At 51.9% G+C, this 16,808-nt stretch carries 8 protein-coding genes; 4 read left to right on the top strand and 4 right to left on the bottom strand.

The window, feature by feature from the left end:
* Positions 1 to 28 precede the first annotated feature (28 nt).
* The 4 genes from ACXAIA_RS10095 to ACXAIA_RS10080 all read left to right on the top strand — a co-directional run bounded on the left by ACXAIA_RS10095 (position 29) and on the right by ACXAIA_RS10080 (position 9,973).
* On the top strand, positions 29 to 3,028 hold the full coding sequence (locus ACXAIA_RS10095) for a glycosyltransferase (RefSeq protein WP_475349209.1): 3,000 nt from the start codon (positions 29 to 31) through the stop codon (positions 3,026 to 3,028).
* Between the two features lie 16 nt (positions 3,029 to 3,044).
* Positions 3,045 to 4,943 carry an asparagine synthase (glutamine-hydrolyzing) gene (gene asnB / locus ACXAIA_RS10090; protein WP_475349208.1) on the top strand — a complete coding sequence of 633 codons (1,899 nt, stop codon included), beginning with the start codon at positions 3,045 to 3,047 and terminating at the stop codon, positions 4,941 to 4,943.
* Positions 4,943 to 8,758 (top strand): glycosyltransferase, encoded by a 3,816-nt coding sequence (locus ACXAIA_RS10085; RefSeq protein ID WP_475349207.1) that lies wholly within the window; start codon positions 4,943 to 4,945, stop codon positions 8,756 to 8,758. The genes asnB and ACXAIA_RS10085 overlap by 1 nt, the downstream gene beginning before the upstream one ends.
* Positions 8,759 to 9,706: 948 nt before the next feature.
* Positions 9,707 to 9,973 carry a calcium-binding protein gene (locus ACXAIA_RS10080; protein ID WP_475349206.1) on the top strand — a complete coding sequence of 89 codons (267 nt, stop codon included), beginning with the start codon at positions 9,707 to 9,709 and terminating at the stop codon, positions 9,971 to 9,973.
* A gap of 311 nt (positions 9,974 to 10,284) precedes the next feature.
* On the opposite strand, the gene ACXAIA_RS10075 is transcribed toward ACXAIA_RS10080, so the two are convergent.
* From ACXAIA_RS10075 to nirB, 4 genes are read right to left on the bottom strand one after another with little or no spacing between them, the layout of a single operon-like run.
* On the bottom strand, positions 10,285 to 11,280 hold the full coding sequence (locus ACXAIA_RS10075; protein ID WP_475349205.1) for a precorrin-2 dehydrogenase/sirohydrochlorin ferrochelatase family protein: 996 nt from the start codon (positions 11,278 to 11,280) through the stop codon (positions 10,285 to 10,287).
* A complete protein-coding gene (locus tag ACXAIA_RS10070) occupies positions 11,252 to 13,960 on the bottom strand; it encodes a molybdopterin-dependent oxidoreductase (RefSeq protein WP_475349204.1) in 2,709 nt (902 codons plus the stop codon). Before ACXAIA_RS10070 ends, ACXAIA_RS10075 begins: the two co-directional genes overlap by 29 nt.
* A complete protein-coding gene (nirD, locus tag ACXAIA_RS10065; RefSeq protein ID WP_475349203.1) occupies positions 13,950 to 14,300 on the bottom strand; it encodes a nitrite reductase small subunit NirD in 351 nt (116 codons plus the stop codon). The genes ACXAIA_RS10070 and nirD overlap by 11 nt, the downstream gene beginning before the upstream one ends.
* 5 nt (positions 14,301 to 14,305) lie before the next feature.
* Positions 14,306 to 16,777, bottom strand: a complete 2,472-nt coding sequence (gene nirB / locus ACXAIA_RS10060) for a nitrite reductase large subunit NirB (RefSeq protein ID WP_475349202.1) — start codon at positions 16,775 to 16,777, stop codon at positions 14,306 to 14,308.
* Between the last annotated feature and the right edge of the window lie 31 nt (positions 16,778 to 16,808).

Here is a 16,808-nt window from a genome sequence, read left to right as displayed (position 1 = left end):
AACGATAAATATCGCAAGCGAGTGTCAGTTGAACGATGGGACTTGGGAGGATAAAGCTGCATATTGGCAGCAGCTCTCAGATGCGGAACCAGAAAAGATAAAATTTGCGCTTGAATGGAGCCTCGCGGCACAAAAGCTTTCGCGTTTCCAAGATGTCGTGCAAGCCTGTGATCGCATACTTTCCATGGACCCGGAATATAAAACTGCGGTTCTTAGGCGTGCTGTCGCGCTTGAAAAATTTGGTCCCGCTCACAAGGTCTCAGCGAATTGGCGCAATGTCTGTCGTCTTTTGCCAAATGATCCGTTTCCCTTCAAAAAGCTGGTGTATTTCTATCGTCGTAAAGGGCGTAAGAAATTGGCATCGAAAATTTCGTGGTTGGGAATTCGCAAGTTTCCTGCAGATATGGATTTTCAGAGTGCCTGTCTTGCATTGCCGCCGCACGAAGGCGATTTGCTTGAATGGGGGCAGCTTTGGCAACGCACTCCTGGGTTTTTGCTGGATTTTCTGCCTCCGTATCAATCCGTAGCAGCTTTGTTTGAGAAACAGGAATACGAGCTGGTTGTATCCTTGTGTGAAAAGGCGTTTGCCTTTAGGGACGATGCAGAAAAATACGAGACTTTGTTGCAAAAGGCCATGCAGCTTTCAGGACAGGAAGCGGCGTTAATCTCTCATCTGGAGGGACTGAAAATATCGGGCCGAATCAGCTCGAAAGATCGGAGTAAACTCGCACGCCATTATGAGCTTGGTGGGCAATGGCATAATGCCCTTGAATGTTTGCAAGATATTCTGCCCGAGACAAGCGCGGTAAGGGATGACAGGTTCGGACAGAGTGTTCTTGATCGGATGATAAAGTGCCACTTGAAATTGAGGCATGAGGATCGTGCGCGATATACCTTGGAAAAATATATCGATTCCCATGGATCGCGTGCCGAATACTGGCTCAGGTATGTCAAGGATTTGGAAAGAGGAGACTGGCCACCGGATGTTTTGGCGTGCGCCATCACCCGGGCATATGAATGGCACCCAGATGATCCTTTGCTTGCAGAGCGCAAGGCAAGAATGTGTTTTCAGGCCGAAGACTATGGCGATGCCGCTGAAATATGGTGGGCCCTGTTTGGCAGGGATCGTCGCACGGCAACGGCATTTCGGGCCATCCGGGCCCGCATCAAGGCCGGTCATCTTGATCAGGCAGCAGGTATGCTGCATCATCTTGGAAAAACGCATGGTCCCCAAGATGAAACCTACCGCTTGATGGCATGGATATATCGACGTCAGCGTTGCTGGGATGCGTTGCGCGAGATGGCGAAGGAATGGACCCTGCTTCGCCCCCAAAACAACAGAGCTTGGCAAGATCTGATTGAAAGTTGCTATCGTCTGGAAGATGACGAACAAGCCTTGGGTTATTTAAAGACAGCCGTGCAATTTCTTGTCGATCATCGAGAAAACTTTGCCATGTTATTGGATATGGCTCAGCGTATCGGTGCTTATCAGCTTCGGGATGAATTGGAAGCACGATGCCGCGAGGCCAATTACGAACCGGAACTGATCGGGTTTTTCATAAGACAGGGACATCTTGGCAAGGCCGATGAACGTATTCGCCGGTATTATGGCTCGGTCCAAGACGACATGCCGCAGGAATGGCGACAGGTTTGCAACACGGTTGACAGCCTTTCTGGTCTGGAAGACACAGTGCTCGATATTCGGGTGCCCGACACGGTGGTGCAGGCCATTGTCAACCATGTAAAACTGAAAAGCCCTGCACTGAGGGGCAAAAGTGATAGTGGAATTGCATTGGTAACACGATCCTTGGGCGGAGGAGGGGCCGAACGACAAGTTGCCATGACGTTACAAGGGCTTGCCAAAGCCGGGTGGCGTAATCTTATGCTCGTTACCCATCTGAACCGGGCGGGAAAAAATGATGGTTTTTATGCATCTCTTTTAAGCGATCTACATGTTCGTATCATCGAGCCAGCGCCCCCAGATGAAGTCTCTTTCAACGATAGAGAGATTCAAAAACTGGTTGATTTGCTGCCGGATGGCTATCGCAAGCAGGTCGTTGCCCATTATGAAACATTTCGTTTGTCAACGCCTGCAATCGTTCATATTTGGCAGGATTCCCTTAATTGTGCCGCAGGGTTGGCGGCCTACATTGCGGGTGTTCCGAAGATCATTTTGTCTGGTCGTACATCCCCACCATTTCATCCGCGCTCGTGTATTCAGTCTCCTGATTACATCAAGTCGGTTTATCAGACCCTGTGCGCGGAAAAGTCCGTTCATCTGTGCACCAATAGTCGTCTTACTGCAAAGGCATATGCAAAATGGCTGGGGCTGGCCCCAGAGAAAGCCTCGTTTATTCATAATGGGCTTGATGTGGACAGATTGGATCTTGAGCCACAACAAGAACAAGACAAGGGCCCAGGTATTCCGGAACTTTCAGGGCCTGTGATTGGTGCCGTGTTCCGCTTTGTATGGCAGAAAAACCCAAATCTCTGGTTGAAGGTTGCCAAAATTGTCTTAAAGCACCAGCCCAATTGTCAGTTTCTTCTGGTGGGGGATGGTCCGTTGCGCGCCGGTTTCTTGGGAAAGCTCGCTGCACAAGGGCTTGAAGATCACTTTTTCCTTCCAGGCCAAGTGCGAAATGTGACTCAGTACTTGAATAAAATGGATCTGTTTTTGATGACATCTTTGGTGGAAGGGCTGCCAAATGCGGTGATGGAGGCGCAAGCAATGGGGCTTCCCGTTGTCGCAACCGCCGCAGGTGGTACCGAAGAGGTCATTTTACACGGTAAAACCGGATGGGTTGTTCCCTTGCCGGAGCCGCCGGAAACGGTGGGTGTGTCCGTTGATGAAAGTGAAAAAACCTACGCAGCCTGCGCAGAAGAGCTTGCTCAGAGAGTTCTTGAAAGTTTGCGCGATTTGTCCTGGAGAAAGCAAGCGCGCCAAATCGCGATCAAACGCATGACAGAAAATTTTCGACTGGAAAAGATGGTATCCGACACCGTCAGCTTGTATTCAACAGTCAAATAGAAAACGGGGTTAGCTTATGTGTGGTATTGCAGGTGCGTTGCTATCTGGAACACGTCTGAACTCCGAAGAGTTTGTTAGACGGCTCGAAAGAATGTCACATCTGCTGCACCATCGGGGACCGGATGGCAATGGTGTGTGGGAAAATGGTCGGGTTGGTTTTGCGCATACTCGTCTTGCAATCATTGACCTCAGTGAGAGTGGCAAGCAGCCGATGCATTGTGGCACGGAGCGCGAATTGAGCATCACTTATAACGGCGAGGTATATAATCACGGCGAGATCCGTGCCCGGTTGGAGGCCAAGGGGCACCGCTTCGTTAGCCATTGTGATACGGAAGTGGTTCTTAGAGGTTACGCAGAATGGGGACAGGGGGTTTTGGCGCATTTGCGCGGAATGTTTGCCTTCGCAATTTGGGACGACAGAGAAAAACATCTCTTCTTAGCCAGAGATCGAATGGGCCAAAAACCGTTATATTACAGTTTTTCCAATGGTACGTTGTTGTTTGCATCGGAAGTTAAGGCGCTTTTGAGTTGGCCGAATGTTGTGCGTTCCCCGGATTATGCCAGCATTCATGATTTCCTGACATTTGGATATACGGTCGGTGAAGGTACTGGATTTCAGGGAGTTCACCGTTTGCCCGCAGGGTGTTTTTTGCAGGTTGGGACAGACATGACATCCCAAATTCGTCAATATTGGGCTCCTCCCTATCCATCTGAGATCGCATCTCAAACAGGTCATGTTTCAGAGCTCGTCTGGTGCGAGGAATTTTTGTGCAGATTTGATACGGCTGTCAAATATCGCCAGATCGCCGACCTTGAAGTTGGAGCGTTCCTGTCAGGCGGGGTTGATTCTTCTGCTGTATGCGCCCGGATGATTCCTCAGGGGGATCGGCCCCTGTCAACCTTTTCGGTCGGGTTTGACCATGACGGATATGATGAAACTGACAGTGCCCGTGCAGTAGCCACGCATCTTGGTACGGATCATCATTCATTTGTGATGGATGATAGCTTGCTGAACATGTTAGCGCGGGTGGTTTGGCACTATGATGTACCCTATGCGGATAGTTCGGCATTGGTGAGCTACGGGCTTTCGCAACAAATATCGCAAAAAGTCAAAGTGGCGGTGTCCGGAGATGGTGCGGATGAGTTGTTGTTGGGATATACTCGATACGAGAAACTGACAGACATGATTGCTGGTCACGCTACCGAGGATACGCCCCTCAATCGGCGGCGCATGTCGTTCTATCCCGAAAGGTCTCCGTCACTTTTTGATGCCTACATCTATTTGATGGAAAAATTCCGTGAACGTCACAAAGTTGCGGCTTACGAACATCGTTTGTTACCGCAACTCGGGCATAGCATAAGTGAGCGTTATGCTTCATTGTTTCAAGCTGGTCTGGTACCTGAAATCGCAGCAGCTTATTTTGATCAGAGAACATATCTGACAGACGATATTCTGGTCAAAATGGACATTGCTGGTATGGCGAACGGAGTGGAAGTGCGGTCGCCTTTCATGGATCATCATCTGGTCGAATGGCTTTCAATGTTGCCCCTAGGGGTGCGTCGCCTCAATGGCGAGAGCAAAGGCCTGTTAAAGGCCGCAATTAGCCCTTTTCTGCCACAAGGCATAACATTGCGCCCCAAGATGGGTTTTCGTGTTCCGGTGACGCACTGGCTGGCAAAGGAAATTTATGAACCAACACGGGATATTCTGCTTAGTCAGAAGAGTCAGGAGAGAGGGCTGTTTCGTCCTGCCTTCATAAGGGACATGTTGCAGGCCCATCACGACGGTGTAGAGGATCATGGTACCCGATTATGGGCCTTGTTGATGCTTGAGTTGTGGTTCCGGACTTTCATCGACGGGGATGGCTCTTCCCCGATTGCGGAGCCTTTCAGTTTGTCTGGCAGGAACGTGTAATGTCATCAGTACGTTCAAGCCTTTTGGCTGCGCAAGCGGCTTATAAAGAGGGCGACGACGACAAAGTTTTGTCGTTTGCAGCATCGGTTCTGAGACATGAGCCGGAAAACACCAGAGCTTTGAAGTTAATGGCTCGCATTTACAACAGACGCAGTATGTGGCGGGATGCCTATCCAATCTGGCTGAAATTGTCTCGAATTGAACCTGACGAAATCGAACATCTCTTTCAGGCAGGCCGAATTGCCACCAGAATTGACAGGTTTTCAGATGCGATCCGCCTGCTGGAGCTATACCGCGATGCAGACCCCCATACCGCGAAAATACAGCGCTATCTGGAACTGGCCTATCGGCGTCAGCAATGCTGGGGCGGGTTGTTAAACCTGTATGTTTTCAACTGGTTTAACCAGGTTGGTATTGTCACCAAGGACCAATTACGTGAAAAAGTCAGTGCCCTTCTTTATGAGCTAACAGCTTCGGCTCAGTCGGAACAGAATCTGACTTTATTGATCGATATCTTCAAAGAAGACGCGACATTTCTTGTAGAACTTTCTCAATGCAGAGTGGTGTCTCAAAGCGTTCGTCTCCGGGAAAGTATCTTCGGGTGCTTGCTTGCTATATCCGAGAATGACACCAGGTTCTTAGAGCTTTTTAGGCAATTGATTGCCACCGACACAATTAACGATCAAAAGAAGAGATGGTTTAATGTTTTGCATTCCGGGGTTTGCAAGGAGCAGGCCTATCGGTCTTTGTATCAGATCGCCTGGCAACAAGAAGACTACAAAGCCGTTATTCAGAATCTGCAAGCACTAAAGGAGTTTTTGTCGACTTCGGAGTTTCGAAGGGAAGCAGAACATTGTCGTAAACACGCATTTGACGATTTCGAAAAGGGAAAATATCTCAAGCTCAAAAATTATGTCGATTTTCTGACAGCGGATCACTTGGCCTGTAAGAAGATGGCGCAGGCCCTACAGACCGATGGGAAACTGGAACAGGCCTGTCACTACTGGAAACAATTCTATTATGTTGCACCAGAACTTGATCGCGATTGGTCTTTACGCAATTGGAAAAAATGTGCGCGCGAGATTGATCAAGATAAAGCTTTGCCATTTTGGCAGGAAATTCATCTGGCCTGTCCGGAAGACATCGAGGTTTTGAAACGGATCACGCAACATTTAGCTCAGGTGGCAGAATATGAACAGGCCTGTACCTACTGGAACAAGCTTTATGAATGTAGCGCTGCCGCTGAGAAAGACTGGGCTTTTCGTAATTGGCACAAATGTTTACGAGACGCACAATTTGATACGGAAAACCAATATGTGACGCGGTTTGTTTGTGAAAGGACCGAGAATGAGGATCATCTTTTGCTGCAAGCCAGATTGGCGCAAGATCTGGGCTTGAACAGTTGCGCCAACAGGATCTGGCTGAAATTGTCCGATTTGCGGCCTGACGACCCAGGACCCTTGTATCGAAATGTGAGCGTTGTTCGTGATCAGCTCTCGCAGCCAGAACTGGCGAAAACATATGAAACCATATTGCAACGGTTTCCGCAGTCGGAAAAAGCGTTGTTCTGGTTAGCGCGCTATCACAGCAGACAACATAACTGGCCGCAAGCGCTGTCACTATGGGCGCAAGTAGCACATCTGTTTCCCGAAAATATCGAGGCCATTATTCAGACCGGGCGGATCTATGTTCATCAAGGCAAGGATGATGAAGCAGAACAGGTGTACAATCATGTGTTGCAAATTTTGCCATCACATATTGAGGCCTACGCGCAATTGACGCGTATATGCGAAAAACGCAAAGATCTGGACCAGGTGGCCGATCTCTGTCGTCGTTGGCAAGCTGCCGTGCCTGACGATGTTCGCCCTCGGGTGAAATTGGCACGCATGGTTAACCGCCGGGAAGATGCTGATTTTCATTCACTAATTGATCTCTGGCAAAAGGTTCTGGAAGTCGATGAAAAACATATCGAGGCATGGTCTAATATCGCCTCGAATAAGCTGAAAATCAAAGTGGAGAACTCTGAAAGTGATCTGAACGAGGTTCGGGAAATCTGGCAAAAGGTCAGCCGTCTGGATCCGCTTTCGCTAAGGGCTTGGTTAATGCAAACCCGTATCCTTGTCCGAATGGAGAAATGGCAGGACGTTGCGGAGATATGCGAACACGTTGATCGCTTATTTGCCGATGATTTTCATGGATTGTTGGCAAAAGCACAGGTTCTTGAAGAAGGGCGGCGTCTTGATGACGCTGAGGCGCTGTTGTTGCAGGCTCAAGAACTGACGAAAGACGGACAAGGTGACAACGCGCTAAAGGTGATAAAAGCGTTGGCCGGATTATATTTTCGGCAAAACAGGATTGGGCAGGCGCTTCCATATTATCGTTTGTTGCGTGAACACGATCCGCTCGATCTCGAAATTACCGGCGCTTTGATCAGTATCTATACTGCTTTGGAACAAACAGGCATTGATGTGGCGCATGATGGATGGACCTTTGAGGGACCTTCCCAGCAGATTCCTGACATTCTCTTTGAGGAAATTACAAGGCGGGCCAAGATGCGGGGCATGCCGAAGCCATATGGAAAAAGCCGACCGCACGTCGTGATGATCAGCCGATCACTTGGGCCCGGTGGCGCAGAGCGGCAGTTTGCGCTCGCCGCATCTGCGTTGACCAAAAACAGTGCAGAAATTGCAAAGGTTTCGGTGATTGTCCAAACTCTGACGAATGGACCTTGGGCGGATTTCTTTCTTGAAGATTTGCAAAACGCTGGCATTAAGGTCATGTCGCTCGAAGATATTAAAGTTCCAACAGATGTCACGAAAATATCCGAACTGGTGCAGCATGATCTTGCGCTGCTGTCTTGCTTTCCCCAGCAAAGCAACCAGTGGCTGCAAAAGCTCTATGTGGCCCTTCAGGAATTGAAACCTGATATCGTTCATGCGTGGCAAGACGCAGTTGCTCTTAGCGGGGGGGCGGTTGCCGTTTTGGCTGGTGTGCCACGCATTATGATGTCGACACGCAGTTTAAGGCCGGATAGCACACGACGGTTAGCTCCATACATGCACATGGCATATCGAGAATTGCTTTCCTTGCCTTGGGTTGCAATGGCTAATAACAGTCTGGCAGGACTACGCGACTATATGAAGTGGCTTGATCTAAAACTTGACGTGAATCTTGTGACACCAAATGCTCTGGATGGTGCAGAACTGCGCCGACAATTTCAAGATAGCAAAAAGAAATCGGTCGCGTTACGGGAAAGTTATGGTCTTGCACCGGAACAGCCACTTATCGGAGGGGTTATGCGTTGCTCCGAGGAAAAAAGACCATTGCTTTGGGTGCAGACGATGCACGAAGTATCTCGCAATAGACCCGATTGTCATTTCATGTTGGTCGGTGATGGTCCGATGTTGGCGGCTGCCCGTCAACTCGGCGATCAACTTGGTCTCGGCGAACGCATCCATTTTGTTGGAAATGATAAGGAAATTGTTGCTCGATACGCGATGATGGATGCTTTGCTCCTTACGTCGCGGGTTGAAGGTTGCCCAAACGTTCTTTTGGAAGCGCAAGCGGTTGGTTTGCCCGTTGTCGCCCCTCGTGTCGGTGGCACAGCAGAAGTTGTGGCTGAAGGGAAGTCGGGATGGATTGTCGATATAGAGACACCTGATCTTGCACAGGATTTGGCAGAGCGACTACTTTATATACTGAACAATCCAAGCTGGACGAATGCTGCGCGAAAATATGGCCCAGACTATGTTGAGCAATATTTTGGTTTGGATAGTTCAATGAGAAAGACGGTTCTAGCTTTTGGATTTAAATAGCAACAGAGAATGTGTGTCTGGGGAGGATCTGGGTGCCTTATTTAGGCTACGTGATCGTGCTGTTTATCAAGAGCGAAATGCCAATTTTCAAGGGAATGTACAATCAGCGACATATTGAATGAAATGTTCCGCGAGTTTTCGGAAGCTAACCAATACAACTTGGTTTTTGACGGTTTTTGAAGTCTCGTGCTCGTGATTGTCATTATGATGTGCAACTATTGCGCTCTGATTTTGTCGCTCCTGCTTTTGCATGAAGCATAATGAAATTTAACATTGATACCATTATCTGAACAGTTGAAGCAGTTGTTCGGGAACGCATCGAGAGGCTTGCAGTTGTTCAGCCAGGTGCGTTTGAATATTATGAGCGCCGCTTGGAAAACGGAACTCTGTTTGCCGAAGGTGACCGCTGTCTTGCAGATTGGATTGCAGCAAACTATTCAACCGATGTAACCATTTTCGAGATTGGCACAGGCTAGTCGGGTCTTTTGACGAAGATTTCGGGTGGAGCGGGCTAGAATGGCGACGCGTATTCCTCGGAAAGCTTCACCGGAGCCGGTTCACTGAGCGTCATTGCAACGGAAACCAACAATGCACGTGTTGTTGGCTTGTCGTCTACAGCTTCCGGGGCCGACTATGCGACGATTGATTAAGGCATTTATCTGAATTCGGAAAGGAAGATCTATGTCGAGGAAAACGTTGCCGCAAGAGGAGCGGCTGGGGGGGGGGGGAGTTATCAGCTGGGCGATGTTCTGACGGTCTCACGCGATGAGAGTGGAACGGACAGTTACAGCAAGAATGGAACAGTTTTCCATACCAGTAGTGTCGTCACGGATCCTTCGATCCCTCTTATGGCGGATGCTTCCTTGTATGGTGAGGGCAGTACGATTGGTGATGCGACACTATCTGTCGAGGGAAGTGAACGGAAGCAAGTCATCTGGGTCGTAGCCAATGACAACCGGCGAAGATCTGGGGATCCAATTGCTTGGCCGCCAAGACAATTTGACGGTCTCAGATTGGTTTGACGGAACTGGTAACCATTTGGTCAATTACATCGAACTTGGTTCAGGTGCATCGCTTGATGGGGAAAATGTTCAGGCATTAATTGATGCGATGTCAGTGTTCGGGGTCGGTGATGTCATTGCAGACACGATTGATCGTAACAGCGATGCATTCTCGAATGTGCAAACTGTGATTGCCGCAAATTGGCAGAACTAGCCATATTACCGACTAGGACATTAACACGCTTTTAGACCAGATCAATCTTGATATGTGTTTTCCCCTCTCCTCAATAGATTTGATGAGAGGGGATTGATCTTGGCATTTCGCTGAAAATGAAAATTGTCAGCTTTTCTGTCAATTCTGCAGATTTTTGTCAACTTTTGTGACAATCAATGACAACTTATCTGACAATCGGAAATGCCAAGGCATTGATTTCGCAAGAAGTCGGATGTCACCTTTTGTGGCACCTGACAAGTGTTTACGAAGCGTAATCACTGCTCCATCGCTCTCAATATTCCGGACTGAAATTATCCCCGGCACAGCTGCAAAATGTTCATGCCTTGCTGTGTGAAGAACTTGATCTGTTTATCCAGCGTCTGTCCGTTGTTGGTGTTAACTGCGGAAGCGTCGAGGTTGGTCAGAGTGGCATCACGGCGGGCCAGCGCCAGGATGTCGGTGGGGATATTAGCGTCGTGAAAAATGATGTCTGCCGTTTCGATGTTGCGGGCAACACCGTGCGGGATCTCGTAGGCGTTGTCGGCGGTGACTTCAATGCGCAAGGATTGGCCGGACGGTACGGTAGCGCTGCTGCCTTGGGGGACAAAGCGGTGGAGATCGTTCGTGAGGTTGTTCTGCGTGATGTTTCCGCCATTATCAGCGCGCAAGGCGTTCTGAAAGAACCGGGTCCAGAAACGCTGCCGTGACAAGCCATCTGTCAGGTGTCCTGCAACTGTTTCGCGGGCATCACGGGCGATTTTTGCGATGTTTGACAGTGTTGCAGGAAACACGGTTTCGAGCCGTTGGCGCAAGATGCGCGCCAGAGCCGGAGCACAAGCCCCGGTCGAGATCGTGATCATGACTGGCGCACGGTCAAGAATGGCCGGAACGATAAAATCGCAATGTGCTGTTTTATCAACCACATTCAGCAAGATGTTTCGACGCTTGGTTGCCGCTTCGACCCGCTTGGTCACGTGCGGATTATCCGTCGCATCAAAGACCATCACGGCGCCATTGATCATGGTGTCAACAAAGGGCGCGCGTTCCCATGTGATTTGGCCTTTGTCGTGCATCTTTGCCACATCATCGCAAAGTTCGGGGGCAATCACGGTGATGTCGGCATGACTGCGCAACAGAAGGCGGAGCTTGCCCGCGGCGACATCGCCACCCCCAAGCACAACAACCTTCTTGCCCTGTACCTTCACGAAGGCCGGGAAATAGACAAACTTTTCGTCCGGCTGGTTGGCGTCCGCCGGGGAAGCTGGAGAGTGCAAAGCATTATTCTGCAGCGCGCGGTAATACGTCATCGAGAATCTCCTTTATCTCCGGCAAGCAGGATCCACATCCTGTTCCGGCCTGAAGCAAACGGCCGATATCGGCCACGGTGACAGCATTCTGTTCAGATATGGCGGTGCTGATCGCGGCCAGACCGACCGAGAAACATGAACAGATCAGGCGATCATTAATTGCCCCGGCATCAGGCATCCGCCCGGCCAGGAGGGCATTGCGTTCGTTAGGTGCAATAGTGTTCGCGCTGAGCAGATTGGAAATCCAGTCGCGGCCCAGTACCGGGCGATCCGGGCTGATGAACAGCGCGCCGGTGATGCGATCGCCAACAAGCCGGGCAAAGCGATGCACACCCTTGTTGGCATCGGAATATTCAATGATCTGTTCATCGTCCTTCTGCGCCATAACAGGCAACAGGGATTTAAACAGGATCGGGCTATCCCCCGCGATTTCGTAGATCATGCTGCCCGGGCCGGTGGCCCCGACCCAATAGGGCAGCCCGGAAAGATCAACCGGTGTGCTTGAGAACAGCAATCCCTGCCATTTGGCGATGAACGGTTCGAGCGCAACGGGGATGTGTTTGCTTTCGGGTTGGCCGGAGTGGGGGTCAACATTGGGGGGCAGTAGTCGACCAATCCCACCCGCGGCCGAAAAGACATCATTCCAGTGCATTGGAATGAAAACCTGTCCCGGCGTTTGCGCATCGGTGACCGCGACACGCATCAACGCATTGCCATGCGGGCTTTTAATCCGTGCAATCGCGCCATCATGGAGATCGAAGCGCAGGGTATCCTTCGGATGGATTTCAAGTAACGGTTCGGGTCGATGGGCGCTGAGCCGTGCGGCCGTGCCCGTTCGCGTCATGGTGTGCCATTGATCGCGGTAACGGCCGCTATTGGCGACCAGAGGGTAATCACGGCTAGTTTGTGATTGCGGGGCAGTATGTTCAAGGCCAAGCATCTTCGCCCGCCCGCTTGAAGTCGTGAATTTTCCATTACCATAGAGGCGGGTGGCGCCATCATGAGGCTGATGTTTGCGCGATGCCGGCCATTGAAACGGCTCCATCGCGTCGTAGGTCGATTTCTTGGCCTTGTGCCAGACGCCGATATCAAACGTGCGCATGCCCTCATTTTCAAATTCGGACAGGGCGGCATGTTCGGCGAAGATGTCGCTTGGGTCCTTGTATTTGAAGGCCTTGGCGTATCCCATAGCCTTGGCGACTTCGGACATGATCCACCAATCAGGCTTTGCACTGCCGAGCGCCTTGCGGAACGGGCGTTGGCGCGAAATACGGCGTTCGGAGTTGGTTACCGTGCCGGACTTTTCGGCCCAGCCAGCGGCGGGCAGTTTGATATGGGCGTGGCGCAATGTGTCGGTGTCCTTGGCGACATCCGAAACAATGACAAGCGGGCAGCGCGACAGTGCAAGCCGAACGCGATCGGCATCGGGAAGGCTCACCGCGGGGTTGGTCGCCATAATCCAGACAGCCTTGATTTCGCCGCGCTCAATGGCGCGGAACATATCAACGGCTTTGTATCCTTCGCCTTGTTCAAGGGCGTCGGATTTCCAGAAGCGCCGCACACGATCAACATCGATCGGATCATTGGGGTTCATATGTGCGGCCAACTGATTGGCAAGCCCGCCGACTTCGCGTCCACCCATGGCATTGGGTTGTCCGGTGACCGAAAACGGACTGGAACCGGGTTTGCCGACCCGTCCGGTTGCCAGATGGCAGTTCAGGATCGAGTTGACCTTGTCCGATCCGCTTGAGGACTGGTTCACACCTTGCGAAAACACCGTAACGGTACGTTCAAAGGCGGCAAACCAGTTAAACAACGTTTCCAGTTTTCCCACACCCGAGTCAGTTTCATTGGCACTTTCAAGGGTGTCGAGCCCACATTTTCTTGCGGTTGTTTCAATATCCGGGCAATCAGCGCGGGCGGCTGCCACAGCGCCGTCATAGCCGCTGACATGGCGGGCGACATATTTAAGGTCGGTATTGCCAGTCTGATCAAGCCAGGCAAGCAGACCATTAAATAGTGCGACGTCACTCCCCGGTTTGATGGGCAAATGCAGGTCTGCAATATCGCAACTGGCCGTTCTGCGCGGATCAATCACGACGATCTTGGTGCCGTGTTTTTCCTTTGCTGCGCGCAGGCGCTGGTTCAGGACCGGGTGGCACCATGCAAGGTTGGACCCGGTTAGTATCACCAGATCAGCAATTTCGAGGTCTTCGTAGCAACCCGGCACCACATCAGCACCAAAGGCACGTTTATGGCCAACCACAGTCGATGCCATGCAAAGTCGTGAATTGGTATCGATATGTGGTGATCCGATGAAACCTTTGATCAGCTTGTTGGCAACGTAGTAATCCTCGGTCAGGAGCTGGCCAGAGACATAAAATGCCACCGATTTGGGGCCGTATTTTTCGATGGTGTCGCGAAGGCGCGAAGCCGTTTCGCCAATCGCCGCATCCCATGTTACCTGAGCGCCATCGACTTCCGGTTCCAGAAGGCGAATATCGCGTTCTTCCTCGGCCATGATGGTGTCGACCAAGGCAGCCCCCTTGGAGCATATGCGCCCAAGGTTTGCCGGATGATCGGGATCGCCGCCCACGGCCCATCCGTCACGGGTTGGCGAAATGATCAGGCCACAGCCAACACCGCAATAGGGGCAGGTTGTTTTGACCTCATCCCGCATGGCGCAATCCAGCTTGCAACTCGGTCAGGCCAACCCGCACGATCCCGTCAATCACCTCGCAGGCCACCTTGGCTGCACACCCATCGTCCGGTCCCTGTGCTTCGCCGGTTTCAAGCGAGAAAACCATGTTATGCAGCGGGCAGGTGACGAAATGACCATGCACGATGCCCTGTGCCAGCGGGCCCTGTTTGTGCGGGCATCGATCAAGCAGGGCAAAGATCTGATCATCAAGGGTCCGGAAGATCGCGATCCGGTCGGTTTCGGTTTGCAGGGTGCGCGCACCCTGTTTCGGGATGTTGGTCGCGGGGCCGACTTCTACCCAGGTCAGGTTGTCTGTCATCTGTCTTACTCCGCTGCGATCATCGAAAGGGATTTGAATTCGTGCGCATCGACACCCTCGGAGGCGCGCTCTGCCCACGGGTCAACTTGGGCGGTCTGCTGGCTGATCATGAAGCGTTCAAACAGTGCCTTGCGGTTGGCTTCGTCATCCACCACGCGTTCGTGAACATGTTTCAAGCCAACGCGTTCGATCCAAGGGGCTGTGCGTTCAAGGTAGCGGGCCTCTTCACGGTAAAGCTGGATGAAGGCGCCGCAATATTCCTTGACCTCATCATCGGTTGTGACCTTGCAGAGCAGTTCGGTTGCGCGGACATGAATGCCGCCATTGCCGCCTACATGAAGATCCCAGCCGCCATCGGTTGCCACGACGCCGAAATCCTTGATGGTTGCTTCCGCACAGTTCCGCGGGCAGCCGGATACAGCCATCTTGAACTTGTGGGGCATCCATGATCCCCAGGTCATTTTTTCCAGTTCGACGGCCATGCTCATCGACATCTGGGTGCCAAATCGACACCATTCCTGACCGACACAACTTTTGACGGTTCTAAGCGATTTGCCGTAAGCGTGCCCTGAAACCATACCCGCAGCATTCAGATCGGCCCAGACGGCTGGCAGGTCTTCTTTTTTGACGCCAAGAAGGTCGATGCGTTGACCGCCGGTGACCTTGACGGTCGGGATTTCGAACTTGTCAGCCACATCGGCAATGGCGCGCAGTTCACGCGGGTTGGTCAAGCCACCCCACATGCGCGGAATGACCGAGTAGGTGCCATCTTTTTGGATGTTGGCGTGCACGCGTTCGTTGATGAAACGCGATGCGCCGTGGTCAACATATTCCCCCGGCCACGCGGCCAGCAGGTAATAGTTCAGAGCCGGACGGCAGACGTGACAGCCATCGGATGATTTCCATTCCAGTTCCTGCATGACAGCTGGCATGGATTTCAGGTTTTTGGCAATGATCAGGCGGCGCACACTGTCATGGTCATGCTCAGTACAGGTGCAGATAGGCTTGACGGTTGCAGCCTGATAATCGCCGCCAAGGGTCGCGGCCAGAAGGTTCTCCACCAGACCAGCGCAGGAGCCGCATGATGCGGATGCCTTGGTATGGCCTTTGACTTCATCAAGGGTGGTCAGTCCCTTTTCATTGATTGCAGCAACGATTGAACCTTTGCAAATGCCGTTACAGCCACAAATCTCTGCATCGTCTGGCAGGGCTGCAACGGCATCAAGAGGGTTTCCGGCAGCACCCCCGGCAAATGCCTGGCCAAAGGCAAGTGTGTCACGCAGCTCAGTGACGTCTTCACAATCCTTCATCAGCTGGAAATACCAGCCGCCATCGGTTGTGTCGCCGTACAGTACCGCGCCCTTGATCTTGCCGTCTTCAAGGACGATGCGTTTGTAGACGCCACGGCCGGCATCGCGGAAGACAATTTCCTCGGTCTCGCCGCCACCAGAAAAGTCACCAGCGGAAAATACATCCACACCGGTGACTTTAAGCTTGGTCGATGTGACCGAGCCGGCATAGCCATCGGTGTCGATTTCTGCCAGGTGGTCAGCCAGCGATTTGGCCATTTCAAACAGCGGGGCAACCAGGCCATAGCATTGACCGCGATGCTGTACGCATTCGCCAACCGCAAAAATCGCCGGATCACTGGTGGTCATGACATCATCAACGACGATGCCGCGTTCGACTGCGAGGCCAGCGTCTGCTGCAAGACGTCCATTCGGGCGAATGCCAACAGCCATAACCACCAGATCAGCCGGGATCATGCGTCCGTCCTTGAGGCGGACACCCGTTACGCTTTCTGTGCCAACGATTTCGGCGGTGTCGGCCTCGGTAATCACTGTGATGCCGCGCCGTTCGAGTTCCTGCGCCAGCAAATAGCCAGCAGACGGATCAAGCTGGCGTTCCATGACATGGCCCGCAAGGTGCAAAACCGTTACATCCATACCGCGCGATTGCAGACCAACAGCGGCCTCGAGACCCAAAAGGCCGCCACCGATGACAACTGCCGGGCCACCTTTTGCTGCTGCACCCAGCATGGTGTCGACATCATCGACATCGCGGAAGGTGACAACACCGTCAAGCTTGTGGCCGGGTACCGGGATGATGATCGGATCAGAACCTGTGGCAAGCAGCAGCTCGTCATATTCGGTTTCCGTACCGCTTTTCGAAATCACCACTTTGCGGGTGCGGTCAATCTCGACTACCGGATCGCCGGAATAAAGGTGGATCTTGTTTTCCGTATACCATTCCGGGGTGTTGATGACGATTTCGTCAAAGCTCTTTTCGCCGGAAAGCAAGGGGGAAAGCATGATGCGGTTATAGTTCACGCGCGGTTCAGCACCGAAAACGGTGATGTCGTATTTTTCCGGTGCGCGGGACAGGATTTCTTCAACGGTGCGCATTCCGGCCATGCCGTTGCCGATGACAACCAGGCGGGCCTTTTGGGTTCGTATTGCTGCAGTGACGTGGTTCATTTGTCTCTGGCTCCTCGTCGCGGGATGCGAA

This window comes from Thalassospira sp. ABL2_045 (genome assembly GCF_056161285.1).
The sequence above is the reverse complement of the archived record's forward strand: the minus strand, read 5'-3'. Positions and strand labels throughout refer to the sequence as shown.